Here is a 25,036-nt window from a genome sequence, read left to right as displayed (position 1 = left end):
CATTGTATAAAGACGATCAAGACCCAAAGTTTTACCCTTAGGTCTGTAGCTCAGTTGGTTAGAGCGCACCCCTGATAAGGGTGAGGTCGGCAGTTCAAATCTGCCCAGACCTACCATTACATGGTATTCGCCGTTGAATACGGGGCCATAGCTCAGCTGGGAGAGCGCCTGCCTTGCACGCAGGAGGTCAGCGGTTCGATCCCGCTTGGCTCCACCACTTGCTGTACCTTGATCAAACTCAGAAATGAGCATTCGTATCGAATGTTGATTTCTGACTTTTGTCAGATCGTTCTTTAAAAATTCGGATATGTGATAGATATAGACTGAACACCAGTTTCACTGCTGGTGGATCAGGCTAAGGTAAAATTTGTGAGTTCTGCTCGAAAGAGCAACGTACGAATTTTCGGCGAATGTCGTCTTCACAGTATAACCAGATTGCTTGGGGTTATATGGTCAAGTGAAGAAGCGCATACGGTGGATGCCTTGGCAGTCAGAGGCGATGAAAGACGTGGTAGCCTGCGATAAGCTTTGGGGAGTCGGCAAACAGACTGTGATCCAGAGATCTCTGAATGGGGGAACCCACTCAGCATAAGCTGAGTATCTTGTACTGAATACATAGGTGCAAGAGGCGAACCAGGGGAACTGAAACATCTAAGTACCCTGAGGAAAAGAAATCAACCGAGATTCCCTTAGTAGTGGCGAGCGAACGGGGACCAGCCCTTAAGTTGATTTGAGATTAGTGGAACGCTCTGGAAAGTGCGGCCATAGTGGGTGATAGCCCCGTACACGAAAATCTCTTATCAATGAAATCGAGTAGGACGGAGCACGAGAAACTTTGTCTGAATATGGGGGGACCATCCTCCAAGGCTAAATACTACTGACTGACCGATAGTGAACCAGTACCGTGAGGGAAAGGCGAAAAGAACCCCGGAGAGGGGAGTGAAATAGAACCTGAAACCGTATGCGTACAAGCAGTGGGAGCCTACTTTGTTAGGTGACTGCGTACCTTTTGTATAATGGGTCAGCGACTTATATTCAGTGGCGAGCTTAACCGAATAGGGGAGGCGTAGCGAAAGCGAGTCTTAATAGGGCGTTTAGTCGCTGGGTATAGACCCGAAACCGGGCGATCTATCCATGGGCAGGTTGAAGGTTAGGTAACACTGACTGGAGGACCGAACCGACTACCGTTGAAAAGTTAGCGGATGACCTGTGGATCGGAGTGAAAGGCTAATCAAGCTCGGAGATAGCTGGTTCTCCTCGAAAGCTATTTAGGTAGCGCCTCATGTATCACTGTAGGGGGTAGAGCACTGTTTCGGCTAGGGGGTCATCCCGACTTACCAAACCGATGCAAACTCCGAATACCTACAAGTGCCGAGCATGGGAGACACACGGCGGGTGCTAACGTCCGTCGTGAAAAGGGAAACAACCCAGACCGTCAGCTAAGGTCCCAAAGTCATGGTTAAGTGGGAAACGATGTGGGAAGGCTTAGACAGCTAGGAGGTTGGCTTAGAAGCAGCCACCCTTTAAAGAAAGCGTAATAGCTCACTAGTCGAGTCGGCCTGCGCGGAAGATGTAACGGGGCTCAAACCATGCACCGAAGCTACGGGTATCATCTTACGATGATGCGGTAGAGGAGCGTTCTGTAAGCCTGTGAAGGTGAGTTGAGAAGCTTGCTGGAGGTATCAGAAGTGCGAATGCTGACATGAGTAACGACAATGCGAGTGAAAAACTCGCACGCCGAAAGACCAAGGTTTCCTGCGCAACGTTAATCGACGCAGGGTTAGTCGGTCCCTAAGGCGAGGCTGAAAAGCGTAGTCGATGGAAAACAGGTTAATATTCCTGTACTTCCAGTTATTGCGATGGAGGGACGGAGAAGGTTAGGCCAGCCTGGCGTTGGTTGTCCAGGTTTAAGGTGGTAGGCTGAAATCTTAGGCAAATCCGGGATTTCAAGGCCGAGAGCTGATGACGAGTTGCCTTTAGGCGACGAAGTGGTTGATACCATGCTTCCAAGAAAAGCTCCTAAGCTTCAGATAACTGGGAACCGTACCCCAAACCGACACAGGTGGTTAGGTAGAGAATACCAAGGCGCTTGAGAGAACTCGGGTGAAGGAACTAGGCAAAATGGCACCGTAACTTCGGGAGAAGGTGCGCCGGCGAGGGTGAAGGACTTGCTCCGTAAGCCCATGCCGGTCGAAGATACCAGGCCGCTGCGACTGTTTATTAAAAACACAGCACTCTGCAAACACGAAAGTGGACGTATAGGGTGTGACGCCTGCCCGGTGCCGGAAGGTTAATTGATGGGGTTAGCGCAAGCGAAGCTCTTGATCGAAGCCCCGGTAAACGGCGGCCGTAACTATAACGGTCCTAAGGTAGCGAAATTCCTTGTCGGGTAAGTTCCGACCTGCACGAATGGCGTAACGATGGCGGCGCTGTCTCCACCCGAGACTCAGTGAAATTGAAATCGCTGTGAAGATGCAGTGTATCCGCGGCTAGACGGAAAGACCCCGTGAACCTTTACTATAGCTTTGCACTGGACTTTGAATTTGCTTGTGTAGGATAGGTGGGAGGCTTTGAAGTGGGGACGCCAGTTCTCATGGAGCCATCCTTGAAATACCACCCTGGCAACTTTGAGGTTCTAACTCAGGTCCGTTATCCGGATCGAGGACAGTGTATGGTGGGTAGTTTGACTGGGGCGGTCTCCTCCCAAAGAGTAACGGAGGAGTACGAAGGTGCGCTCAGACCGGTCGGAAATCGGTCGTAGAGTATAAAGGCAAAAGCGCGCTTGACTGCGAGACAAACACGTCGAGCAGGTACGAAAGTAGGTCTTAGTGATCCGGTGGTTCTGTATGGAAGGGCCATCGCTCAACGGATAAAAGGTACTCCGGGGATAACAGGCTGATACCGCCCAAGAGTTCATATCGACGGCGGTGTTTGGCACCTCGATGTCGGCTCATCACATCCTGGGGCTGAAGCCGGTCCCAAGGGTATGGCTGTTCGCCATTTAAAGTGGTACGCGAGCTGGGTTTAGAACGTCGTGAGACAGTTCGGTCCCTATCTGCCGTGGACGTTTGAGATTTGAGAGGGGCTGCTCCTAGTACGAGAGGACCGGAGTGGACGAACCTCTGGTGTTCCGGTTGTCACGCCAGTGGCATTGCCGGGTAGCTATGTTCGGAAGAGATAACCGCTGAAAGCATCTAAGCGGGAAACTTGCCTCAAGATGAGATCTCACTGGGATCTTGAATCCCCTAAAGGGCCGTCGAAGACTACGACGTTGATAGGTTGGGTGTGTAAGCGCTGTGAGGCGTTGAGCTAACCAATACTAATTGCCCGTGAGGCTTGACCATATAACACCCAAGCAATTTGCTGACGCAGATTGCGGTGGTGAAGACGAAAGATCCGAAAATTCGTAAGACCACAAACATCACATATCCGGATTCGCCGGGCTGTCCATCTGGACATTCTGGCTACAGAATTTCTTGACGACCATAGAGCATTGGAACCACCTGATCCCATCCCGAACTCAGTAGTGAAACGATGCATCGCCGATGGTAGTGTGGGGTTTCCCCATGTGAGAGTAGGTCATCGTCAAGATTCATTTCGCAAAACCCCTATCTGCACATGCAGGTAGGGGTTTTGTCTTTGTGGGCAAAAAAGCCAGGGCTTGTTTGAATCACTGTGGGCATGCCGTGAAGCAGGCAACTCGGTGGAGGACACCGGCTTCGCCGGTGTTCGCGGGTAAACCCGCTCCTACAGGGTTCGCGGGTAAACCTGCTCCTACAAATCATGAAATGTGCGTCATTTATACCTGAGGCATGACGGTGTAATGCTACGCTCGCGGAAATACTCAGCACGGATACTTACCATGGAAATGAACTGGCATCAGGCCCTGCAAGAGAGCCTAAGCTGGCTGGCAATTGCCTCGTTCATCACCCTTGTCAGCTTCGCTGCAGCCGCGACTCTGGCGGTGCGTTGCACACGCTGGGGCAGCCAGTTCTGGCAGCTTGCCGGGCCCTATTTCAGTTTCAGGCGCAGTTGGCGGCCGTTGCTGGTGTTCGCACTGCTGTTGGTTCTGACGCTGTTTTCGGTTCGCCTTAACGTGCTGTTCTCGTTTTGGTACAACGGCTTCTACAGCGCTTTGCAAGGCCTTGACCAAACGGCGTTCTGGTACTTGCTCGGTGTTTTCGCGGTGCTGGCCACCATCCATGTGCTGCGCTCGTTGTTCACCTTCTATGTCAGTCAGGCATTCAGCATCAAGTGGCGGGTCTGGCTGACCGAGCGCCTGACCCACGACTGGATGCAGGGCGATGCCTATTACCGTGGCCAGTTCCTTGCCGAGCCGGTGGACAACCCCGACCAGCGTATCGAACTGGACGTCAACGCTTTCGTCACCAACTCGGTCACCCTTGCCTTGGGCGCAGTCAGTGCGCTGGTTTCGCTTGTGGCGTTCACCGGCATCCTCTGGGGGCTGTCAGCACCGTTGACGGTGGCCGGGGTGGAGATCCCTCGGGCGATGGTGTTTGCCGTGTACCTGTATGTCATCGCCGCCACCTGGGTGGCCTTCCGACTAGGGCGCCCGCTGATCCGGCTTAACTTCCTCAACGAGAAACTCACCGCCAACTTCCGTTACACGTTGATGCGTCTGCGTGAGAACGCCGAGAACATTGCCTTCTACCAAGGTTCGCAAGTCGAGCGGGGCACGTTGCTGGGCCGCTTTGCTTCCTTGATCGTGAATGTCTGGGCATTGGTGTACCGGAACCTGAAGCTCAGTGGCTTCAACTTGGGTGTCAGTCAGGTTGCTGTCGTGTTTCCGTTCATTCTTCAGGCGCCGCGCTTCTTCAGTGGGGCGATCAAGCTGGGCGATGTCATGCAAACTTCCCAGGCCTTTGGGCAGGTGCAGGATTCTCTGTCGTTCTTCCGTGAGTCGTACGATGCGTTCGCGCAGTACCGCGCGACCCTTGACCGCCTCACTGGCTTTCTGGATGCCAACCAGCAGGCAAGTGCGTTGCCGCGCGTCACGACCGAAGACCAGGCGCATGCGCTGCAGATCGCGGGCTTACAGGTGCTGCGCCCGGACGGACATGCCCTTATCGCCAACCTGGACCTGAGCCTGCACGCCGGTCAGGCGTTGTTGATCAAAGGGCCGTCAGGCAGTGGTAAAACCACGCTGCTGCGTGCCCTGGCGGGCCTTTGGCCGTATGCCGAAGGCAAGGTCAGGCGGCCAACGGGCCATCAGGCACTGTTCCTGTCGCAACGCCCGTACCTGCCGCTGGGTGACTTGCGTACCGTCATTGCCTACCCGGCAGCCAGCCATCCCAAGGATGAACTGCTGATGCAGCAGGCATTGCGCCAGGTCAACCTGGCCCACCTCACCGAGCGTCTCGACGTCAGCTGCGACTGGTCACACATCCTCTCGGTGGGCGAGCAGCAGCGCCTGGCGTTTGCCCGGGTGCTGTTCAACAGGCCGCAGGTGGTGTTCCTCGACGAGTCCACCTCGGCGATGGATGAAGGGCTCGAGCATGCCCTGTATGCGTTGTTGCGTTCGGAGATGCCGAGTGCATTGCTGGTCAGTGTCGGCCACCGTAGCACGCTGGCGGTGTTCCATACCCACCGGCTTGAGGTGGATGGGCATGGCGGTTGGTCGTTGCTGGAGCAGGAAGCTGCGCTGGCCTAGTCACCATGGGCCAGTTGGCCGCTTCGATCGCCCATGAGGTCAACCAGCCGATCACTGCTACGGTCACCAATGCCAATGCAGCCGTCCGCTGGTTGAGCGCAAAGCCACCGGCGCTGGATGAAGTAGGCCTGGGACTGATCATCAAGGATGCGGACCGCGCGGCACAGGTGCATACCACCCTTGCCGAGGGCTTGCCGCAGGTGCTGGTCGACCGTGTTGAGTTGCAGCAGGTGCTGCTGAACCTGATCCTCAACGCGCTGGAAGCGATGATCGAGGTTGAAGGCGTTCGTAAGCTGCAAATAAGCACGGCCCTCGACCAGGAGGGGGTGCGGGTAACAGTGGCGGACAGCGGGCCCGGATTTGCAGTGGAAAACGTAGAACAGGTTTTCGAGCCTTTTTACACCACCAAGGCGACCGGCCTGGGCATGGGGCTGTCGATCTGCCGCTCGATCATCGACAGCCACGGAGGCCGCTTCTGGGCCAGCCCCAAGCAAAGTCCTGGCGCCCAAGTGCAGTTCACCTTGCCGGCGCTTCTGGTTGATTCAGGTCAATAGTCATCAAGCTGTCGGTTGCATGTTTCTTTTAGTTCGTATCAGCTAGATGGCAAAGAGAACCTAAGCGTGACGAGCGATTTATCAGCATGCTGATACAGCGACGACCGCTCATGTCCACCTAAGCCCGTTACAGTCGAGCTGTGCGCACAGGGGAGTCTCATTGAAAACGCCGGTGGTCGACGCAGTCGTTGAGCAAACACCAATCCCTGCGCATTCCGTGGCCTGGCACACCCTGCCAGCCGAGCAGGTGACAAACCTGCTCGAGGTCAATGCGCCTGTCGGACTGGAGGTTGCCGAGGTTCAAGCCCGTCTTGACCGCGCTGGTTTCAATCGCCTGCCACAGGCAGCACGGCGCCCGGCCTGGTTTCGATTCTTGCTGCAATTTCACAACATCCTGATTTACGTGCTTTTGGGATCCGCTGCGATTACCGCGATGCTGCAACATCTGTGGGATACGGTAGTGATCCTGGCGGTGGTAATTGCAAACGCAATCATTGGCTACATTCAGGAAGGCAAAGCAGAAAAGGCGATGGATGCTATCCGGCAGATGCTGGCACCGCGCGCCGCAGTGATTCGCGCAGGCGAACGCTTGAGTATTGCGGGTGAGGAACTGGTACCGGGCGATATCGTATTGCTGGAGGCGGGAGACAAAGTCCCTGCTGATTTACGCTTGCTGCACGCGAACAGGCTTCACATTCAGGAAGCCATTCTTACCGGTGAATCCGTACCCGTAGAAAAACATACCCAATCAGTGCCCCTTGACGCAGCTTTGGGTGATCGAACTTGCATGGCGTTCAGCGGTACGCTCGTGACTTGCGGACAAGCAACAGGCGTTGTAGTGGCGACCGCAGCAGCAGCCGAGATCGGACGCATCAGCACTCTGCTTGCAGGTGTAGAAACGCTGACCACTCCGCTGGTGCAGCAAATGAACGTGTTTGCCCGCTGGCTGACGATCCTGATTTTGTTAGTGGGCGGCTTATTGCTCGTGTTCGGCCATTATGTCGGGCACTACGCCTTCAACGAGATCTTCATGGTCGTGGTGGGGATGTCGGTAGCGGCGATACCTGAAGGTCTGCCTGCCGTCCTTACCATTACGCTGGCCGTGGGCGTTCGGGCAATGGCTCGACGTAACGCCATCGTGCGCCGTCTGCCTACCATCGAAACACTAGGCTCGGTATCCGTCATCTGCACTGACAAGACCGGTACACTGACCCGCAACGAAATGATGGTGGCAACGGTCGTCACGAACGATCTGGTCTTCACGGTCGATGGCACGGGTTATCAGCCCGCGGGAAGCATCAGTCTTGCCGATCAGTTAATTGACCTATCGTCTCACCCCAAGCTGTCTGAACTGGGACGAGCAGCAGGTCTTTGCAACGATGCCGTACTGCGCCTGCATGACGATGTATGGACGGTGGAAGGTGATCCGATGGAGGGGGCATTGCTGGCATTCTCCGGGAAAACCGGAATTGATCGAAATGAGGATCGTCGGGCTTGGCCCCGCACTGATGCCATACCGTTTGACGCTAAACACCGCTTCATGGCGACACTGCATCACAATCATGATGGACATGCCTCCATCTACGTGAAAGGCGCGCCAGAGCAGCTACTGGCCATGTGCACGCATCAGCTTGCAAGCACTCGCGAGACTGAACCGCTCAATGTGGACTACTGGCACGCAAAGGCGAACGCCATTGCTGCCAAGGGGCAGCGTGTATTGGCGTTTGCAGTAAGGCCGGTTCGGCCCGAGCACACCGTGTTGGCGTTCGGGGACGTGCAAGGAAAGTTGACGTTGCTGGGCATGGTCGGTCTGATTGATCCACCTAGACCCGAGACGTTAAAGGCGGTTCAGCAATGCCAAAAAGCGGGCATTGCCGTAAAAATGATCACTGGCGATCATGACGGTACCGCCGCCGCTATCGGTCGCCAGATAGGCTTGCAAAATCCCGACAAGGTGCTGACTGGGGTGGACCTGGACGCCATGAACGATGCCGCCCTCAAGGAGGCGGTAAAGGGCATCAACATTTTTGCTCGCACCAGCCCCGAACATAAGCTCAGGTTGGTAATGCTGCTGCAATCGAACGGCATGACCGTGGCCATGACCGGTGATGGCGTTAACGACGCACCGGCGCTAAAGCGTGCAGACGCCGGTATAGCCATGGGTGGAAAAGGCAGTGAGGCCGCCAAGGAGGCCGCAGACCTGGTGTTGGCCGATGACAACTTCGCCTCCATCGTCGCTGCAGTACGCGAAGGCCGAACAGTCTATGACAACATCAAGAAAGTGTTGAGCTGGACGCTGCCTACCAACGCAGGCGAGACCATGACCATCATTGTCGCGCTGCTCCTCGGCATTACGCTGCCGGTGACGCCGATACAGATTCTGTGGATCAACCTGATAACCGCAGTGACCCTCGGCATCGCGCTCGCGTTCGAGCCCACCGAAGAAAACACCATGCTCAGACCGCCCCGTTCACGTAAGGAACCACTCATAAGCGCAGCCTTGGTCTGGCATATGGTGCTTGTTTCCATTCTTTTCCTCTGCGGTGTTTATGGCATTTTTTCGTATGCCCTCGACCGAGGCTACTCTGTTGAGTTGGCCCGAACCCTCGCGGTGAACACGTTAGTCGTGATGGAAATATTCCACCTGTTCTTCATCCGTAACCTCTACAGCACATCGCTTACCTGGAAGGGGATTCGCGGCACCAAGGTCGTGTGGATCACCGTCATGGTGATTACCTTCGCTCAGTTCGCCATCACGTATGCGCCACCGCTGCAAAAGGTATTTGCAACGCAGGCAATCCCCTTCCTTGATGGCCTGCTGATCATCGGGGTTGGCGTTGCGCTATTTGCGGTTATCGAGATAGAAAAACAGATTCGAATCCGCTTGTCCGAGTAGAACGGGTTGAATGCTGGCGGCACCCGGAACGACAAGCACCTTCATGACCTGAAAGAGGATTTGGAACATGCACAAAATACTGGTTGCGGTCGACGGTTCCGAGCATTCGGAACGCGCCGTGCGTTACCTTATTGGGCTTATCCAAGAGGGTGGGTTGCTGGGCGGTAATGTTGAGGTACATCTGTTGAATGTACAGCCACTTTTACCCACTCGAATCGCAAATGGCATGAGCGAGGATGAGCGTGATCGCTACTATGGGGATAGAAGTGCCGAGGATTCACGAAAGGCTGAGGTGCTTCTGAAGCAAGAAGGGATTGCATTCACACTCCATAGCTTGCAAGGCGATGCAGCCAGTCAAATTGTGGCGTGTGCGCATTTCCTTGCATGTGACAGCATCATCCTGGGTTCGCATGGCAATGGTTTTTTGGCAGGGATTTTTCTGGGGTCTGTCGCGGCAAAGGTGATTCAGCTCTCGGATTTACCCATCACCTTGGTCAAATAAGAGATCGGACAAGGCACGCAGCGCTGGCGCTCCGATTTTTCTCGCGCGCCACATCGGGCCTGCGGGATCTCCAATCGAACCAGACAGCCCGTTGACGATGGTTGCGCAAGAACTGAAGCTTCTGGGTGGAGAGGTGGTATTCGAAAAGCGGCGAGCCAACGCCTTCGAAATGACTGGCCTGGCGGACAATTTGCGGTCTCGCGGGGCTACCGGTGTGGTCATCACTGGCATGAAAACTCAATACTGTGTAGACAGCACCTGCCGTGCTGCTCGTGACCTTGGCTTTGATGCGGTACTTGTCGCCGAAGGTCATACCTGTTCAGACACGCCAATGATGAAAGCTAAGGACATCGTTGCCCATCACAATGCAACGCTTGACGGGCCGTTCTGCCGGCTAGTTCGGGCTGAGGAGTGGAACTTCTAGCGGAGCCCGAAACTACAGGAATGCACTTTACTTGCCATCCTGAGCAACTCATCGAACCCAACCGTGGATCTGTCACCTTTACTCGATACGGTGGCAGACCCAAGTCCTAAAGGCCGCTCAATGGGAATGCCGCGGCGTCCCACCTTCACGGGCGATCACACGCATGTGCAGGGTGGCCGGTTCCAGGCAACCACCGGTGGACAACTGCCCGACCAATTGGCGGTAGAGCTCTTGCCACGGTGTCTGAGAGGCTGGGATGTTCGGCTTCCAGGCAGCGCGACGGCGCGCCACTTCGTTATCGTCTACCAGCAGGTCGACGCGACGCTGGTTGAGGTCGACACGCAGCAAGTCATTGGTCTGAAGGAGTGCCAGGCCGCCCCCGACCGCCGCTTCCGGCGACATGTTAAGAATCGACGGGCTGGCCGAGGTGCCGCTCTGGCGACCGTCGCCCAGGCACGGCAACGAGTCGATGCCTTTTTTGATCAGCGCCGCCGGTGGCGCCATGTTGACCACTTCAGCACTGCCCGGGTAACCCACGGTGCCGGCGCCACGGATCACCAGGATGCAACGCTCGTCGATGTCCAGTGCTGGGTCGTCGATGCGGGCGTGGTAGTCCTCGGGGCCCTCGAACACGATGGCCCGCGCCTCAAAGCTGTTTTCCTTGCCTGGCTCGGACAGGTAGGTCTTGCGGAAGGCTTCGCCGACTACCGACATCTTCATGATCGCGCTGTCGAAGAAATTGCCGCTGAGAACGATGAAACCAGCGCTGTGCTTGAGTGGCTCGTCGAACGGCAGGATAACGTCGCGGTTGCTGGTGACGGTGTCGCTGACCACCTCGCCGATGGTCTTGCCGCTTACCGTAGCGCAGGCTTCATGCAGGCGACCGGCCTTGCGCAGCTCGTGCATCACCGCCGGTACGCCGCCGGCACGGTGGAAACCTTCGCCCAGGTACTTGCCGGCCGGCATGCAGTTGACCAGCAGCGGCACGTCTTCACCGATGCGCTGCCAGTCGTCGAGCGACAACTCGATGCCCATGTGCCGGGCAATGGCGATCAAGTGGGGCGGGCAATTGCTTGAGGCGCCAAGGGCCGAGGCTACTGCGATGGCGTTCTCGAATGCTTCGCGGGTCATGATCGATGAGGGGCGTACGTCTTGCATTACCAGTTCGCAGATGCGTCTGCCGGTGACGTAGGCCATTTGCCCGCGTTCCCGATAGGGCGCGGGGATGCTGGCGCAACCGGGCAGCGACATGCCCAGGGCTTCGGCCAGGGCGTTCATCGACAGCGCCGTGCCCATGGTGTTGCAGTGGCCTACCGACGGTGAAGCAGCGGTGGTCATTTCCATGAAGCCTTCGTAGTCGATTTCGCCGGCAGCCATCAGATTGCGCGCATGCCACAGCACCGTGCCCGAGCCGATCAGTTGGCCCTTGTGATGGCCGTCTAGCATTGGTCCGCCGGACAGCACAATGGCCGGCAGGTCGGTGGTGGCGGCGGCCATCAGGCAAGCTGGAGTGGTCTTGTCGCAGCCGGTGGTCAACACCACACCGTCCAGCGGGTAGCCGTGGAGGATCTCCACCAGTCCCAGGTACGCCAGGTTGCGGTCGAGCGCGGCGGTGGGCCGACGGCTCTGTTCGGCGATCGGGTGTACCGGGAACTCCATCGGAATGCCGCCCGCATCACGGATACCGGCCTTGACCCGCTGAGCCAGTTCCAGGTGATGGCGGTTGCAGGGCGTCAAGTCGCTTCCGGTCTGGGCGATGCCGATGATCGGCCGCCCCGATTGCAGTTCAGCGCGGGTCAGGCCGTAGTTCATGTAACGCTCCACGTACAGCGCAGTCATGTCGGCGTGGCTCGGGTCGTCGAACCATTGCTGACTGCGTAGCGAGCGTTTTGGGGTATCGGTCATATCGATCTCTCTTGTATTTTTTGGCCACTGGTTAGCGTTGCGGCACACCGACGCCTAAATGGTTGTGTTGGGATGAAGCAGCACTTCCCACTGCGTCGTCCAGCGCCGTCAGGTCGCGGCCACGGGTTTCGATGGACAGGCAGGTGCCGATCAAGGTCAGCCCAGTCAGCGCCAGGGTGTATAGCGCCAGCACCCAGTAGGCACCACCGGCCAGACCGACCAGGAATATGCCCAGCAGCGGCGCTACGCCGCCGGACAGCATCGCGCCGATTTCTCGGGACAGAGCCACACCGGAGTAGCGGTAGCGGTTGCCGAACAGTTCGGTGAAATGCGCACACTGTGCCCCGAGCATGCTATTTGCAGCCAGAGTGAAGCCACCTATCACCGCGATGTACACCAATGTCGAATTGCCGCTGTCGATCATCCACCACGAGGGGAATGCCCATAACGCGCCGAACAATGCGCCGCCACGGTACACCGCCAGGCGTCCGATACGATCGGACAGAGCGCCGAACAATGGGGTGGTGAATACGCTGAGGATACTGGCGACGAGCACCGCATTGGTACCAATGGTGGCCAGGTTGGCACCTTCCTCGCTGAGATGGCTGCTGGCGAAACCGGTAAGGAAGGCGATGGATACAGTGGCATAGAGGGTCGAGCAGCCTGTTTCGGCCATGCGCATCAACGTAGTCGCTGCCAGTGGCCGACGTGCATTACGCAGCACGGCGCGCATCGGCGATTCGATCACTTGCTGGTTCTGGCTGAGCTGCTGGAACACCGGGCTTTCCTTGAGCTTGAGGCGGATCCAGATGGCCATGAATATCAGCACTACGCTGGCCAGGAAGGGGATCCGCCAGCCCCAGTCGAGCAACTCTTCCTGTGTCAGCGAGCTCTGCATCACGCGGAAAGTGATAGTGGCAAGGGCCAGGCCGCTGAATACCCCAATGAAGGGCAGGGCGGCATAGAACCCTCGTCGCTCACGCGGAGCCAGTTCGGCCATGAGTGTCGCCGCGCCGGTCTGTTCGGCACCCGCACCAAAACCTTGCAGCAGGCGCAGCAGTACCAGTAGCACAGCACCCGTGGCGCCAGTCGGTAGCAGGCCGATCAGGGTAGTAGCGGTACCCATCAGGGCGATGGTCAGCAACAAGACCAGCTTGCGCCCTTTGCGGTCACCCAATGAGCCAAAGAAAAGCCCGCCGAACGGTCGCGCCAAGAATCCTGCGCCATAGGTGGCGAAACTGGCGAGCAAGGCGCCTGTGGTGCCGAGGGTGGGGAAGAATATATGGCCGAAGACCAGCGCCGCGGCTAGCCCATAAATGGCGAAATCGTAGTACTCCAGAGCACTGCCGATTGCGCCGGTATAGATCGCCCGGCGCAGCTGACGCGGGTCGGGCACGGCGTCCTTGGCTTGGGTTTGCATGTCTTGCCTCGCTTTTTTGTTGTTATGGGCCCGGCGGAAATCCTGAGTGTTGCTACTTCAGGAGTCCTCGAGCGGCTAGGTTGTGCATCATCGCGCCGAGACCGAAGGTCCAAGGGCGAGCTTGGTCGCTTGTCGTGACTTGGTTATGCAGTTGGCCCAGAAACGGGCTGGCAATGCGCACGTGATCGCCGGGTTTGTGCGTGAAGCCGGCACCCGGCTGGTCGCGGTCCTCGGTGGGGGCGAAAAGCGTGCCGAGAAACAGCATGAAGCCGTCTGGGTACTGATGATTTTCGTTGAGGGTCTGCCGCACCAGATCTTCGGGGTCGCGGCTGATCTGGTCCATCGAACTGCTGCCAAGCAGGCGGTAGCCATCGCGACCCTGGACTTCCAGATCGACCACGCAGCGGCGCACAGTGTCCAAGTCGAAGGTCTCATCGAACAGGCGAATGAACGGGCCGACGGCGCAAGAGGCATTATTGTCCTTGGCCTTGCTCAGCAGCAGTGCGCTGCGGCCCTCGAAGTCGCGCAGGTTGACGTCGTTGCCCAAGGTCGCGCCATGAATCCGGCCGCGGCTGTCGACCGCCAGCACCACCTCCGGTTCGGGGTTGTTCCATGCCGATTTCGGGTGCACGCCGATTGCGCTGCCGCTGCCGACAGCAGCCAGCACAGGTGCTTTGGTAAAGATTTCCGCATCCGGACCGATCCCGACTTCCAGGTATTGGGACCACATTCCCTTTTCCAGCAGCAGTGCTTTCAACGCCATTGCCTGTTGAGAGCCTGGCCGCACCGCACGCAAGTTGTCACCGATCACCGTGCGTACTGTGGCACGCACCGCTTCGGCTTTGCTGGCGTCGCCGCCGGCTTGCTCCTCGATCACCCGTTCGATCATGCTGGCGGCGAATGTCACGCCTGCGGCTTTGATGACTTGCAGGTCGACTGGCGCGAGCAGATAGGGCTTGCTGGCATCGAAGGCGGCACCGCTGTTGCTCAGCAGCGCCTCGACGCTACCCAGAAACTGGCCCGGCGTGCTGCGTACTGCCTGTAGCGGATCTTCATGCTCAAGCAACTGACTGAGGGTGGCGAAGCGTTCGGAGAGGTCGAACACACCGTCATTACGCAACACTATCGGCGAGGGGCCGCCGGGTTCACCGGGCGTCCAGGCGCGGCCGACAAGGGTGCCGGCCAGGTTGTCCTCGGGAAGAGTATTAGCGGAAGTGAGCGTTATCGGCATGGCATCTAGGTCTCCTGGATCTGAAAGCTGAACGCTAGGGCAAACCGTGCGATAAACTCCAATGGCATCTTTTCACTATTCGATAACATGTGGTTATTGCCCCAAGGTGGATTCATGTCGGACCTATCTTTTTCTCACGTCTGCAACTGGCTTAAATTCCGCCACCTTCTGCTCATCGACACACTCGGTCGCACACACAACATGCATCTGGCAGCTCAGCAGATGAACCTCAGCCAGCCGGCGATCAGCAAGATGCTCAAGGAGATCGAGAACCTGCTCGGCTTCGCCCTGTTCGAGCGTCTGCCACGCAGCATGCCGCCCACCGCCCTGGGCGAGCAGGTGGTGCGCTATGCCCAGGTCGCACTCAATGATGCGCGCACCTTCGTCGACCAGATCGACAGCCTGCGCCAAGGCGGCCACGGGCATCTGAAGATTGGCGGCATCTTTGCCGCCACCGCCGTAGCGCTGCCAGAAGCCATCGTCGAGATAAAGCAGCGCAAGCCGTTGCTATCGATTGAGGTGGTGGAGCAGACCAGCGACCATCTCATGGCGATGCTGGAGGACAAGAACCTGCACCTGGCGGTAGCACGATTCACCGATGTGGCGCAGCACCAGCGCTTCGACTTCCAGCCGCTGGCGCCGGAGCCGTTCTGCTTCGTGGTCAACGACCAGCATCCTTTGAGCGATGCCGGGCCGGTGACGCTGCCTCAGTTGCTCGAGTGGCCGTGGATCCTCTACCCGAAGGGCACGCCAATTCGTGGTCGCATGGAACGCGCGTTCGCCGAGGCCGGGGTCGCGGTGCCGCGCAACACCATCGACACCATTTCGATGCAGACCTTCCTCAAGGTGCTGTTGGGCGGCCCGATGATCGGCATGCTGCCCCAGGCGATGGTCGAGCCACATCTTGCCAGCGGGGTACTTATCAACCTCGATACGCCGCTGCACCTGGATCCCCAGGATTACGGCATCTTGACCCGCAAAGGCGAGCCCTTGACCGGCGCGGCGTTGGAGTTTGCCGAGATACTGCTGGCCAACGCACGAAGGGTGCAGTTGGACTGATAACAAGCGGTTATCAGATGATCCCCAAAAGCCATTGGGCAAGAATCGCAGAGCCGCATAGATTAGTGCCCACTGTCTTACGCGACGCGAAGGGACCCTTCATGACTTCATTTGCAGGCCAACAATTCATCGGCGGTAGCCGCCGTGCTACCGGGACTGCTTCATTGCATAGCGTGGATGCGCACACCGGGCAGGCGCTACCTGGTGCGTTTTTCCAAGCTACCGAGCAAGAAGTGGATGCGGCTGCTCTAGCCGCTGCCGCTGCCTATCCGATCTACCGGGCGTTGCCCGCTCTGCGCCGGTCCGAATTCCTCGATGCCATTGCCGATGCGCTGGATGCGCTGGACGATGACTTCATTGATACCGTATGTAGCGAGACCGCCTTGCCAGCAGCAAGAATCTTGGGCGAGCGGGCGCGGACCAGCGGTCAGTTGCGGTTGTTTGCCTCTGTGTTGCGCCGAGGTGATTTCGCCGGTGCGCGTATCGACCGCGCACAGCCCCAGCGCACCCCGCAGCCACGGCTGGATATCCGCCAGTGCCGCATGGGCCTGGGGCCGGTGGCGGTATTTGGCGCCAGTAACTTCCCTCTGGCGTTTTCCACCGCCGGTGGCGATACCGCCGCAGCCCTGGCTGCAGGCTGCCCAGTGGTGTTCAAGGCCCACAGCGGCCACATGGGGACTGCGCAATGGGTGGCCGAGGCGATTGTAGGGGCCGCCGAGCGTTGTGGCATGCCTGCCGGCGTGTTCAACATGATTTTCGGTGGTGGCGTGGGTGAGGCCTTGGTCAAACACCCTGCCATTCAGGCGGTTGGCTTCACCGGCTCGCTCAAGGGCGGCCGTGCCCTTTGCGACATGGCCGCGGCGCGGCCACAACCGATCCCGGTTTTCGCCGAAATGAGCAGTATCAACCCGGTGCTGGTATTGCCCGGCGCGCTGGCGGTTCGCGCCGAGGCCGTGGCCTGCGAGCTGGTCGCCTCGGTGGTGCTTGGGTGTGGGCAGTTCTGCACCAATCCCGGTTTGGTACTGGGCGTGCGCTCTCCCGAATTCAGCACCTTTGTCGAACACATGCGTGCGCAGGTAGCCGACCAGTCACCGCAAACCATGCTTAACAAAGGCACCTTGGCCAGCTATGCCCACGGTGTGGCTACCCTCAAGGCACTGCCCGGCATTCGCCATCTAGCGGGTGCCGAACAGCAGGGCAACCAGGCCTGGCCGCAACTGTTCGCGGCGGATGCGCGGTTGCTGCTCGAGGGTGAGCCGTTACTGCAAGAAGAAGTCTTTGGCCCGGCCACGGTGGTGGTAGAACTGGCCGACCAGGCCCAGTTGCTTGCTGCACTGCATGCACTGGGTGGGCAACTGACCGCCACGCTGATCGGCGAGCAGAGCGATCTGGCCGCTGCCGCCCCACTGGTAGCGGTACTGGAACAGAAGGCCGGTCGGATCCTCGTCAACGGCTACCCGACCGGTGTCGAGGTCTGCGACGCCATGGTGCACGGCGGCCCGTACCCAGCCACTTCTGACAGCCGTGGCACCTCAGTTGGCACACTGTCGATCGACCGCTTCCTGCGCCCGGTGTGCTACCAGAACTTCCCCGATGCGCTGTTGCCCGAAGCCCTGCGCGACGCCAATCCACTAGGGCTGCTGCGGCTGGTCGATGGTCAGCCCAGCCGCGAACCGATTCGCTGACAGGTACTACCATCGGGCACTCGTGCCCGATGCTCTCTAAATAAGAACAATCAGGCGTGCACGACATGCCAAGAGGTTGGTTATGGCTCATCAAGTTGTCGACCCCATGCGCGATCAGGCTTTCGAAGATCGCACCTATCGCAAGGTAATCATACGAATCCTGCCTGTCCTGTTGCTGTGTTACATGGCGGCCTATCTCGACCGGGTGAATATCGGCTTCGCGAAACTGAGCATGCTGGAGGATCTGCAGTTCAGTAATACGGTCTACGCCTTGGGCGCGAGCGTTTTCTTCTGGGGCTACTTTCTGTTTGAAGTCCCGAGCAACTTGTTGCTGCATCGATACGGCGCGCGGTTCTGGATCGCCCGCATCATGCTGAGCTGGGCCATCATCTCCATGGCTGTGGCATTTACCCAGCCACTTGCCGCGTTCTTCCATGTCGAGTCCAGTACCATGTTTTACGTGCTGCGCTTCCTGCTCGGTATCTGTGAGGCAGGCTTCTTCCCGGGAGTGATTCTTTACCTCAACTACTGGTTCCCGACCCATCGGCAAAGCCGGGTGATGTCTGGTTTCCTGATGGCAATGCCTGTCAGCCTGACGCTGGGCGGCATTTTGTCTGGCTGGCTCATGACCAGCATGGATGGCTGGCACGGTATGGCCGGTTGGCAGTGGATGCTGCTGGTCGAGGGTGTACCGTCGGTGATCATGGCGGCCATCGTTTATTGCTGCTTGTGCGACAACATCGACAAGGCGGCTTGGTTGTCCCAGCAGGAAAAGGAACTGCTCAAAGCCAACTTGAAGCAAGAGGAGCACGGCAAGGTTTCACGCCTCAAAGATGTCTTCTTCAGCCCACGTGTTTGGCTGCTCGTATTCATCTTGCTCACGTTCAACACAGGTTTTTATGGCCTGGCCTTCTGGATGCCGTCGATCATCAAGAGCGCGGGAGTGACCAGCACCCTGGAAATCGGCTTGCTGACCGCCATCCCTTATGGCGTTGCGGTGATCGCCATGTTCCTCAACGCGCGCCACTCCAACCGCACTGGTGAACGCCGGCTGCATGCCGCGATCCCGGCGTTCATCGGTGGCTGCGGGTTGATCCTGAGTGCTGTTTTCGCACACAACGTTGTCCTTTCAATCGTGTTCCTGACCGTGGCGGCATCCGGGGTGCTCAGCCTGATGCCTATCTTCTGGACGTTGCCGGGCACGGTGCTCTCAGGTGTCGCAGCTGCGGCAGGCATAGGCATGATCAACGCGTTCGGCAACCTGTCTGGTTTCACCGGTTCGATGATTACAGCAGTGGCGGAGAACCTCACCGGCGACATCAACAACGGCACTTATGTCTTGGGCCTGTGCCTGTTCATCAGTGGAGCATTGATCATGGCGATCCCCGCCGCGATGTTGAAGCGGCCCGACTCGCAGCCCCGCGCGCAGTTGAACCTGGAGGCAGCATGAACATCAATCACGGAGCAAGCCCGCGCCAGGCCCTGCTGATGCTGGCGCCGTTGCTCGACGAGCACGAAAGTCAGCTCGCCAGGCAGTTCGACTTGGTACGTGCTTTTGATTCGCATGCCCTGGAGGCTGTTCTAGCCGACCGGCCGGAACGTTTCCGTGCGGTGGTGACCAACGGAGTAGTGGGGGTGCCAACCCCAGTCATGCGCGCACTGGTCAACCTGTCATTGATCGCTGTCAACGGTGTGGGCGTTGATTGCATTGATCTGGACCAGGCGAAAGCCCGCGGCATTCGGGTCGAGACGACGGTCGATATCCTCACGGATGCCGTGGCGGACCAAGCAATAGCTTTGCTCTTGAGCTTGCTGCGTCAGGTTTGCGTGGCTGACCGCTTCGTTCGGGCGGGCCAGTGGCGCGAGGCCGCATTCCCATTGCTAGGCACCACGTTGCGAGGGCTGCGCGTCGGCATCATAGGTCTCGGCCGTATCGGCCAAGCGATTGCCAGTCGCCTACTGCCGTTCGGAGTCAAGCTGGCGTATCACAACCGCAATGAGCTGCAGGGCTGCAGTTACACCTATTACCCCGACGCTGGCAGCCTGGCCGCGGACAGTGACATTCTTATCCTCGCTGCCGCAGGAGGAAGTGCGACGTCACGCCTGGTCAATGCGCCAGTGCTGGAAGCGCTTGGCGCGAAAGGGGTGATTGTAAACGTGGCGCGGGGAAGCGTGATCGACGAAGTGGAACTGGTTGCTCGCTTGCAGGATGGGCGACTTGCAGGGGCGGCCTTGGACGTGTTCGTAAATGAACCGCAAGTGCCCACCAGCTTGTTTGACCTGGATAACGTAGTGCTTCAGCCGCACATAGGCAGCGCTACGCTGCAGGCTAGGAAGGCTATGGGGGACTACGTCGTTACTGCGATTTGTCGAAGTACACTTTGAAGGAGAGGCAATACGGCAAGCTTGGGCCATTGAACATGACTGCTTGTTCAAATCGATGTCCAGTTTGGGTCGTATAGCGACGGTCATACCTCGACCGTCGCTATACATTTTGAGACCTCTGTTTGTTCCGCCATCTCCAATGCGTCATCGACTTCAACCCTCGCTATGGAGCCGTCTCAGCAGCTACCAGACACATTGAAGATCTGAGTGAGCCCTTGATGGTAAGTCGTGACTTTGAAATCGGGAAAACGCTGCTTGTACTTCGAAGAGTCGAACAGGTTGTCGTGCTCGTACCGTGGCAGCAGCTCCCGCAGCTCACGAACTTGCTTGGATATCAGGCCTACAGCTGTCAGGGTCAATTTGCCTAGAATTTTATAAGTAGCGTCCTTGCCAGAGATCTGAGAAGCCAGCGTGACAAGTTGTTTGTAGGTCAGCCGCTCATCGTCACAGGGCAGGTGCCAGGTTTGCCCGAACGCATCTGGCGTGTTCCCCAGCGCTGCCAGTGCCCGGCTTGCATCCGGCGTCCAGATGAGTGTTCGCTGAGTATCGTCTCGCACAGGGACGCGTGGCGTCTTGCCGGCCTTCATGTTGTCGAGGACCAGGGTATTGGTAATGCTCTGCGTTTTGCCGGGCCCATAGAACTCTGGAGCTCGCCCTATGACCACAGGAATGTCGCCTCGCGCCATCTCCTGCAACACCATCGATGCCATTCGCGCACGAACCTGCCCTTTACGACCGACCGGTTCGAAGGGCGTGTCCTCCGTCAGCAGACGATCATCCTGCGGGTACATATACGTGTTGTCGAAATAGACGAAGCTGGCATCGGATGCGCGAGCCGCATCAAGCGCGTTCCGCAGCATCACTGGAAACTGCGTTTCCCAAAGCTGTGTATCTGGCGGGAGTCCGGCTGTGAAATAAACGATGCTGCTACCCTTGACTGCCTTGGCCGCCTGGCTGGCGTCTAGCAGGTCCGCCGCAATCAGCGTGTCAGAGTCGCTGACTTTGCGCGGATTACGGCTGACTAGCCTGATATCTTCGGTAAATGTCCGGTTCAGTTCCCGTGCCAGCTCTATGGCGATCTGGCCAGTTGCGCCTAAAACGGTTTGCATTTGGTCTCCTGGAAACCTCGGTAGAAGGTTTCTCTCTACTAACTGCGATGATGATGGCCCGTTTACGTATGCCGGGCGCGACGCTGTGGCTGTCGCCCTTGGGCGCGGTACAGCAAAGTCCATGTAGCCCAGATATTTACCTTAGGCTTAAAGTAAACTTTAAGGTCAAGTCCTTATCGTAAGAGTAGGAGCGGGATGGCGGGTTGGGCCGATTTGATCAGGCCCAATTGGAGATCCGTAATGGAAGTTGGCTCTCGGGTGCCCGGGGGTTAAAGTGAGCTTCAAGGTCAGAACTTCTGTGAAGGTGTGGTATGAGGATTGGAGCGCTTGCGAAAATCACGGGTCTTGCCGCTTCGCGCATTCGTTTCTACGAGGCAAGTGGGCTGATTCAATCAGTTGAGCGCAAGGCCAATGGCTACCGCGACTATTCCGATGATGCCGTCTGGATACTGGAGATGATCACCAGCGCCCAGGCAGCAGGGTTTACCCTGGAAGAAATCCGGCACCTGTTGCCGATGAGTTCGCAAGGTTGGCGTCATGACGAGCTACTTTCCGGGTTGAAGCGCAAGGTCGAGGAGATCGAGGTGCTGCAGCAACGCTTGGCTCGCAACAAGGAACAGTTGCTGATGGTGATCGACGGCATTGAAAGCAAGCCAGACGGCATGCCGTGCGTAGACAACACCCAACGGGTGCTTGGCCGTCTGCGCGAAGACATCGCTTTGAACAAGGTGGGCGCTTCACCTGCCAAGTGAAGCATGCCAGCGTCTGATGCGGAGCAGGGCGCCGGCTCAGGGGCCGGCGCTGATAGAGCGTTCAGTTACCGCTATTCAATGCTGCCAGCGGCTTTGGAGCATAGAGGGCGCTCTGGAACTCGGGCACGTATTCGTATTTCACCATCTTGCCCAACTTTAAAGAACGGATGTACGTCGACAGGCTACCGTCGCCGAGCACCAGGTGAGCCGAGTCAGCGCTCATGCTCGATCCATGACGGGTCTGCCGAGACGTCGCATAGCCATAACTCAGCTGTCCAGCGTGATCGAGGTTGGTGAAGCTGTTAGTCACCAGGTCGGCTTCATTGGATACGTCCTCGAGCTTTTTTACCCTAAAGACGACATCGATATTGCCAGTTTGCGCGTCGACGATGTCATAGGATACGGTCGCGGCGTCCTCTCGGCGGTTGATCTCTGTCAGCCATTTCGGCAGGTTGTAGCCCACTACGCCACGGACACGGGCAAGCTCGGTATTCACCGGCAATTTGAGCACGTAGCCCCAAAAGTCCTTGGACATGGATTGCCCGATCAAGCTGAATGGCCCGAGATTGGACTTGCCTGGTTTGTTGGTGATGATCGACAAGGCAATTTCGTTGTAGCTGTCGTTGTCGCAATAATCGTAGGTGTAAGCCGTGAAAGCGATCAGGCCGCGGCCCGGCCAAACTTGCAAGGGTTGAACCTGCTTGAGTACTTCGGCAGGCATCAGCTCGCGCAGGCGATCGAGGTCTGCGGTGTAAACGGCTGTAAACCGGCTGTTCTTGTAGTAGAAGTTGGGCGAGTACGACTCGAAGCCCATATCGACCTTGGTCTTTTCCAGGCCTTTGAACCAACTGAGGTCCATGCCTTGCGCTTCGGCCTGGATCACCGACAGGGGAGGGTTGGAGCGGTATCGGTCGTACAAACCGCCTTTGACGACGGGTACCTGGTGGCCTGCGATCTCTATCATCGCGGTTTCGGCATGTTTGGGGATGCCGGTCGTGTCCGCCAGGGTGGCGTTGGCGATGGGGGTCAGGAGTGCACCTGCCACTGCGGCGACGGTTCCGAGTTTCACTTTTCAGTCTCTCCGGTGAATTGCATCACGCATTGATGAATGCGACCAGGCATCTCGCTTGGCGGCGAACTAGATGGACCTTACACATGCACCTTAACTTTAAACTTAACTTTAATGTCAAGGCGCCAAAGAGCCGCTTTTCCAGCTACTGGGCGTGGTGTCAGGGGCGGGGCCGCAGGGTGAAGGCGAGGGCAAAATCAGCCAGTTTTCCGAATGGTGCCCGGAGCAGCTTTGGCAAGTTCCAGCGACCTTGGACGAACACGCCCTTGGCATGGCTCATCGAGCGAAAACCCTCGATACCGTGGTAAGCCCCCATGCCACTGGGACCCACGCCCCCGAACGGCAGGTCGTCCACCGCGACGTGCATCAGGGTGTTGTTGATGCCGACGTTGCCGGAGGTGGTGCACCTGAGCAGCGCTTCGCTGTCGGCCCCCACATTGCCGAAGTAGTAGAGCGCCAGCGGACGTGGCCTGGCATTGATATAGCCAATAGCTTCGTCGAGGGAGCGGTAGGTACGCACGGGTAGCAAAGGCCCGAAGATTTCTTCGTGCATGACCCGTGCATCGTCACCAGCCCCCACGATCAGCACCGGAGCCAGTGTCCGCGGTCGCTCTGTCGCGCGCTCTGGCGTCACGCCAGTCTCGATCACCTTGGCGCCCCTGGTGCGGGCGTCTTCGACCAGCGACTGCAACCGCGTGTAGTGCCTGTCGCTGACGATGGAGGTGTAGTCCGGGCTGGTCGGGCCTTGCGGATAACCACGGGCGACAGCCGCACAGTACTGGGAGATGAATTCATCCAGGTCATCCTCATGGACCAGCGCGTAGTCCGGTGCCACGCAGGTCTGGCCGGCGTTGGCCAGTTTGCCGAAGACGATGCTGTCGAGGGTGCTGCGTCCGGCATGCCCTGGGGCCACGATCACAGGGCTTTTGCCGCCCAGTTCAAGGGTCAGCGGCACAAGGTTGTCACTCGCCGCCCGCATTACCATCCGGCCAACCTGGGTACTGCCGGTGAACAATAGGTGGTCGAAGGGGAGAGCGCTGAAGCTTGCGCCTGTCTCAGGGCCGCCGAGTATCACCGCCACCTCTTCGACGGTAAAACTGCCCACCAGAATGCGCTGAATCAGCTCACTGGTGCGTGGCGTCAGTTCGGAGGGCTTGATCATCACCCGATTGCCAGCCGCCAGTGCGGTGGCCAGGGGGATGAAGGTCAACGCTATTGGGTAGTTCCACGGCGCCATGACGCCGATCACGCCTTTGGGCTGGTACTCCACATGCGCGCGGCCAGTGCGGTGAAACGCCGCGACGTGACGACGCTCGGGTTTCATGAAACGGCGCAGGTGCCGCAGCAGGTAGTCGATCGACTGGACCACGCCAAGCAGTTCCATGATGTCTGTCTCATGCCTTGAGCGGTTGCCGAAATCGGCGCTGATCGCTTCTTCCACGTCGCGGCGATGGGCAAGCACAGCCGCGCGCAACTTGACCAGGTTGGTTTTGCGTCGCTCAAAACCGGGTGGCCCGTCATTGAGAAACGCACGACGCTGCTGCTCCAGCGTGGTTGCGGCGTAGATAGCCGGGATGGACGTTGCGGCGATAGTCATCTTGCACCTCTCAAGGTTATTGCAATGTAGACACTGTAAACTTGATTTCCGCCGATCATAGGAAGACAATGTTTTCACTGTCAACATGAGGGGAGCAGCCGTATGTCAGCCGATGAAATTTGCGAAGCAAAGCCCTACCACCATGGCGATTTGCGCCGCACCATCATCGACACTGCTTTGGCAACCCTGAAAGAACAGCAAGGCTGGCAATTCACCTTGCGCGAAATAGCCCGGCGAGCCCAGGTGAGCCACTCGGCGCCATATCGGCATTTTCCGGACAAGGGGGCGCTGCTCCACGAGTTGGCGCTACTGGGCTTCGAGCGATTGAATGCGGCGATGCAAGACGCGATGGGGCCAGCGATGTCAGCACCAGAGCGCTTGCGGGCGATGGCCTACGCCTACCTGGCGTTTGGCGAGGAAAATCCGGATTTGTACCGGTTGATGTTTTCGACACAGGCGGGAGACCCCGCGCAGATCCATGTCGACCCCCGAGCCCAGGCACCGTTCTACCTGGTGATCGAGGTGCTGGAGCGTGGTCAGGAGGAGGGTACGATCCGCGCCCGTTCTGCCCTGGGACAGGCCACCGCAAGCTGGGCGCACCTTCACGGGTTGACCCTGCTTTCGATCGATAGCCGGTTGGTGCCGGCGAAGGTCGGCGACCATGCCATTGAGGATGCCTTGACGACCTTGCTTGACGGGTTGGTCAGTGATCAGACGGCTCGATGACCTGCGACTCTACAGAGAACTGCTCGCCCGTATGAAGGCGATGCTTGGCCC

At 58.2% G+C, this 25,036-nt stretch carries 15 protein-coding genes, 2 tRNA genes, 2 rRNA genes and 2 pseudogenes; 15 read left to right on the top strand and 6 right to left on the bottom strand.

The features are described from left to right. Positions 1-39: 39 nt before the first annotated feature. The 9 genes and pseudogenes from ACE4QZ_RS17580 to ACE4QZ_RS17540 all read left to right on the top strand — a co-directional run. A tRNA-Ile gene (locus ACE4QZ_RS17580) sits at positions 40-116 on the top strand. Positions 117-141: 25 nt separating this feature from the next. After that, positions 142-217, top strand: a tRNA-Ala gene (locus tag ACE4QZ_RS17575). 234 nt (positions 218-451) lie between these two features. Further along, positions 452-3,344 (top strand): 23S ribosomal RNA (locus tag ACE4QZ_RS17570). Positions 3,345-3,475: 131 nt separating this feature from the next. Further along, positions 3,476-3,591, top strand: a 5S ribosomal RNA gene (gene rrf / locus ACE4QZ_RS17565). A gap of 271 nt (positions 3,592-3,862) precedes the next feature. Continuing rightward, the gene (locus tag ACE4QZ_RS17560) at positions 3,863-5,671 is read left to right on the top strand and encodes an ABC transporter ATP-binding protein/permease (RefSeq protein WP_021785544.1); all 1,809 of its coding nucleotides are present in this window, start codon (positions 3,863-3,865) and stop codon (positions 5,669-5,671) included. Continuing rightward, a pseudogene (locus ACE4QZ_RS17555) lies at positions 5,668-6,225 on the top strand (sensor histidine kinase); the annotation flags it as partial. The gene ACE4QZ_RS17560 and the pseudogene ACE4QZ_RS17555, both read left to right, overlap by 4 nt. Positions 6,226-6,385: 160 nt before the next feature. Continuing rightward, a complete protein-coding gene (locus ACE4QZ_RS17550) occupies positions 6,386-9,121 on the top strand; it encodes a cation-transporting P-type ATPase (RefSeq protein ID WP_223271145.1) in 2,736 nt (911 codons plus the stop codon). A 67-nt stretch (positions 9,122-9,188) separates the two neighbouring features. Beyond that, on the top strand, positions 9,189-9,623 hold the full coding sequence (locus ACE4QZ_RS17545) for a universal stress protein (protein ID WP_021785541.1): 435 nt from the start codon (positions 9,189-9,191) through the stop codon (positions 9,621-9,623). After that, a pseudogene (locus ACE4QZ_RS17540) lies at positions 9,619-10,047 on the top strand (isochorismatase family protein); the annotation flags it as partial. The gene ACE4QZ_RS17545 and the pseudogene ACE4QZ_RS17540, both read left to right, overlap by 5 nt. Before the next feature lie 117 nt (positions 10,048-10,164). Here the strand turns inward: ACE4QZ_RS17540 and ACE4QZ_RS17535 are convergent. The 3 genes from ACE4QZ_RS17535 to ACE4QZ_RS17525 are packed head-to-tail and all read right to left on the bottom strand — an operon-like array spanning position 10,165 to position 14,603. Next, positions 10,165-11,952, bottom strand: a complete 1,788-nt coding sequence (locus tag ACE4QZ_RS17535) for an IlvD/Edd family dehydratase (RefSeq protein WP_021785539.1) — start codon at positions 11,950-11,952, stop codon at positions 10,165-10,167. 31 nt (positions 11,953-11,983) lie between these two features. After that, complete coding sequence (locus tag ACE4QZ_RS17530; RefSeq protein ID WP_021785538.1) at positions 11,984-13,372, bottom strand: MFS transporter; 1,389 nt, start codon at positions 13,370-13,372, stop codon at positions 11,984-11,986. Positions 13,373-13,424: 52 nt separating this feature from the next. Then, on the bottom strand, positions 13,425-14,603 hold the full coding sequence (locus tag ACE4QZ_RS17525) for a fumarylacetoacetate hydrolase family protein (RefSeq protein ID WP_021785537.1): 1,179 nt from the start codon (positions 14,601-14,603) through the stop codon (positions 13,425-13,427). Between the two features lie 114 nt (positions 14,604-14,717). Here ACE4QZ_RS17525 and ACE4QZ_RS17520 point away from each other — a divergent pair, with 114 nt between their 5' ends. From ACE4QZ_RS17520 to ACE4QZ_RS17505, 4 genes are all read left to right on the top strand, one after another. After that, positions 14,718-15,662 carry a LysR family transcriptional regulator gene (locus ACE4QZ_RS17520; protein ID WP_021785535.1) on the top strand — a complete coding sequence of 315 codons (945 nt, stop codon included), beginning with the start codon at positions 14,718-14,720 and terminating at the stop codon, positions 15,660-15,662. A 101-nt stretch (positions 15,663-15,763) separates the two neighbouring features. Next, positions 15,764-17,347 (top strand): aldehyde dehydrogenase (NADP(+)), encoded by a 1,584-nt coding sequence (locus ACE4QZ_RS17515; RefSeq protein WP_021785534.1) that lies wholly within the window; start codon positions 15,764-15,766, stop codon positions 17,345-17,347. Between the two features lie 82 nt (positions 17,348-17,429). Next, positions 17,430-18,797: an MFS transporter gene (locus tag ACE4QZ_RS17510; protein WP_021785533.1), complete on the top strand. Its 1,368-nt coding sequence runs from the start codon at positions 17,430-17,432 to the stop codon at positions 18,795-18,797. Further along, the gene (locus ACE4QZ_RS17505; RefSeq protein WP_021785532.1) at positions 18,794-19,732 is read left to right on the top strand and encodes a 2-hydroxyacid dehydrogenase; all 939 of its coding nucleotides are present in this window, start codon (positions 18,794-18,796) and stop codon (positions 19,730-19,732) included. The genes ACE4QZ_RS17510 and ACE4QZ_RS17505 overlap by 4 nt, the downstream gene beginning before the upstream one ends. 176 nt (positions 19,733-19,908) lie before the next feature. On the opposite strand, the gene ACE4QZ_RS17500 is transcribed toward ACE4QZ_RS17505, so the two are convergent. Beyond that, positions 19,909-20,841 (bottom strand): NAD-dependent epimerase/dehydratase family protein, encoded by a 933-nt coding sequence (locus ACE4QZ_RS17500; protein WP_021785531.1) that lies wholly within the window; start codon positions 20,839-20,841, stop codon positions 19,909-19,911. Between the two features lie 311 nt (positions 20,842-21,152). On the opposite strand from ACE4QZ_RS17500, the gene ACE4QZ_RS17495 reads away from it, so the two are divergent. Continuing rightward, positions 21,153-21,593, top strand: a complete 441-nt coding sequence (locus ACE4QZ_RS17495) for a MerR family transcriptional regulator (protein WP_021785530.1) — start codon at positions 21,153-21,155, stop codon at positions 21,591-21,593. 61 nt (positions 21,594-21,654) lie between these two features. Here the strand turns inward: ACE4QZ_RS17495 and ACE4QZ_RS17490 are convergent, their stop codons facing one another. Together ACE4QZ_RS17490 and ACE4QZ_RS17485 are read right to left on the bottom strand one after the other, a co-directional pair. Further along, the gene (locus ACE4QZ_RS17490; protein ID WP_253249175.1) at positions 21,655-22,557 is read right to left on the bottom strand and encodes an acetoacetate decarboxylase (ADC); all 903 of its coding nucleotides are present in this window, start codon (positions 22,555-22,557) and stop codon (positions 21,655-21,657) included. Between the two features lie 265 nt (positions 22,558-22,822). Continuing rightward, on the bottom strand, positions 22,823-24,259 hold the full coding sequence (locus tag ACE4QZ_RS17485) for a coniferyl aldehyde dehydrogenase (RefSeq protein WP_021785528.1): 1,437 nt from the start codon (positions 24,257-24,259) through the stop codon (positions 22,823-22,825). 102 nt (positions 24,260-24,361) lie between these two features. Between ACE4QZ_RS17485 and ACE4QZ_RS17480 the strand changes: the two genes are divergently transcribed. Then, complete coding sequence (locus ACE4QZ_RS17480; RefSeq protein WP_021785527.1) at positions 24,362-24,985, top strand: TetR/AcrR family transcriptional regulator; 624 nt, start codon at positions 24,362-24,364, stop codon at positions 24,983-24,985. Positions 24,986-25,036 lie beyond the last annotated feature (51 nt).

This window comes from Pseudomonas sp. DCA-1, from assembly GCF_046523955.1.
Classification (GTDB): Bacteria; Pseudomonadota; Gammaproteobacteria; order Pseudomonadales; family Pseudomonadaceae; genus Aquipseudomonas; species Aquipseudomonas putida_Y.
The sequence above is the reverse complement of the archived record's forward strand: the minus strand, read 5'-3'. Positions and strand labels throughout refer to the sequence as shown.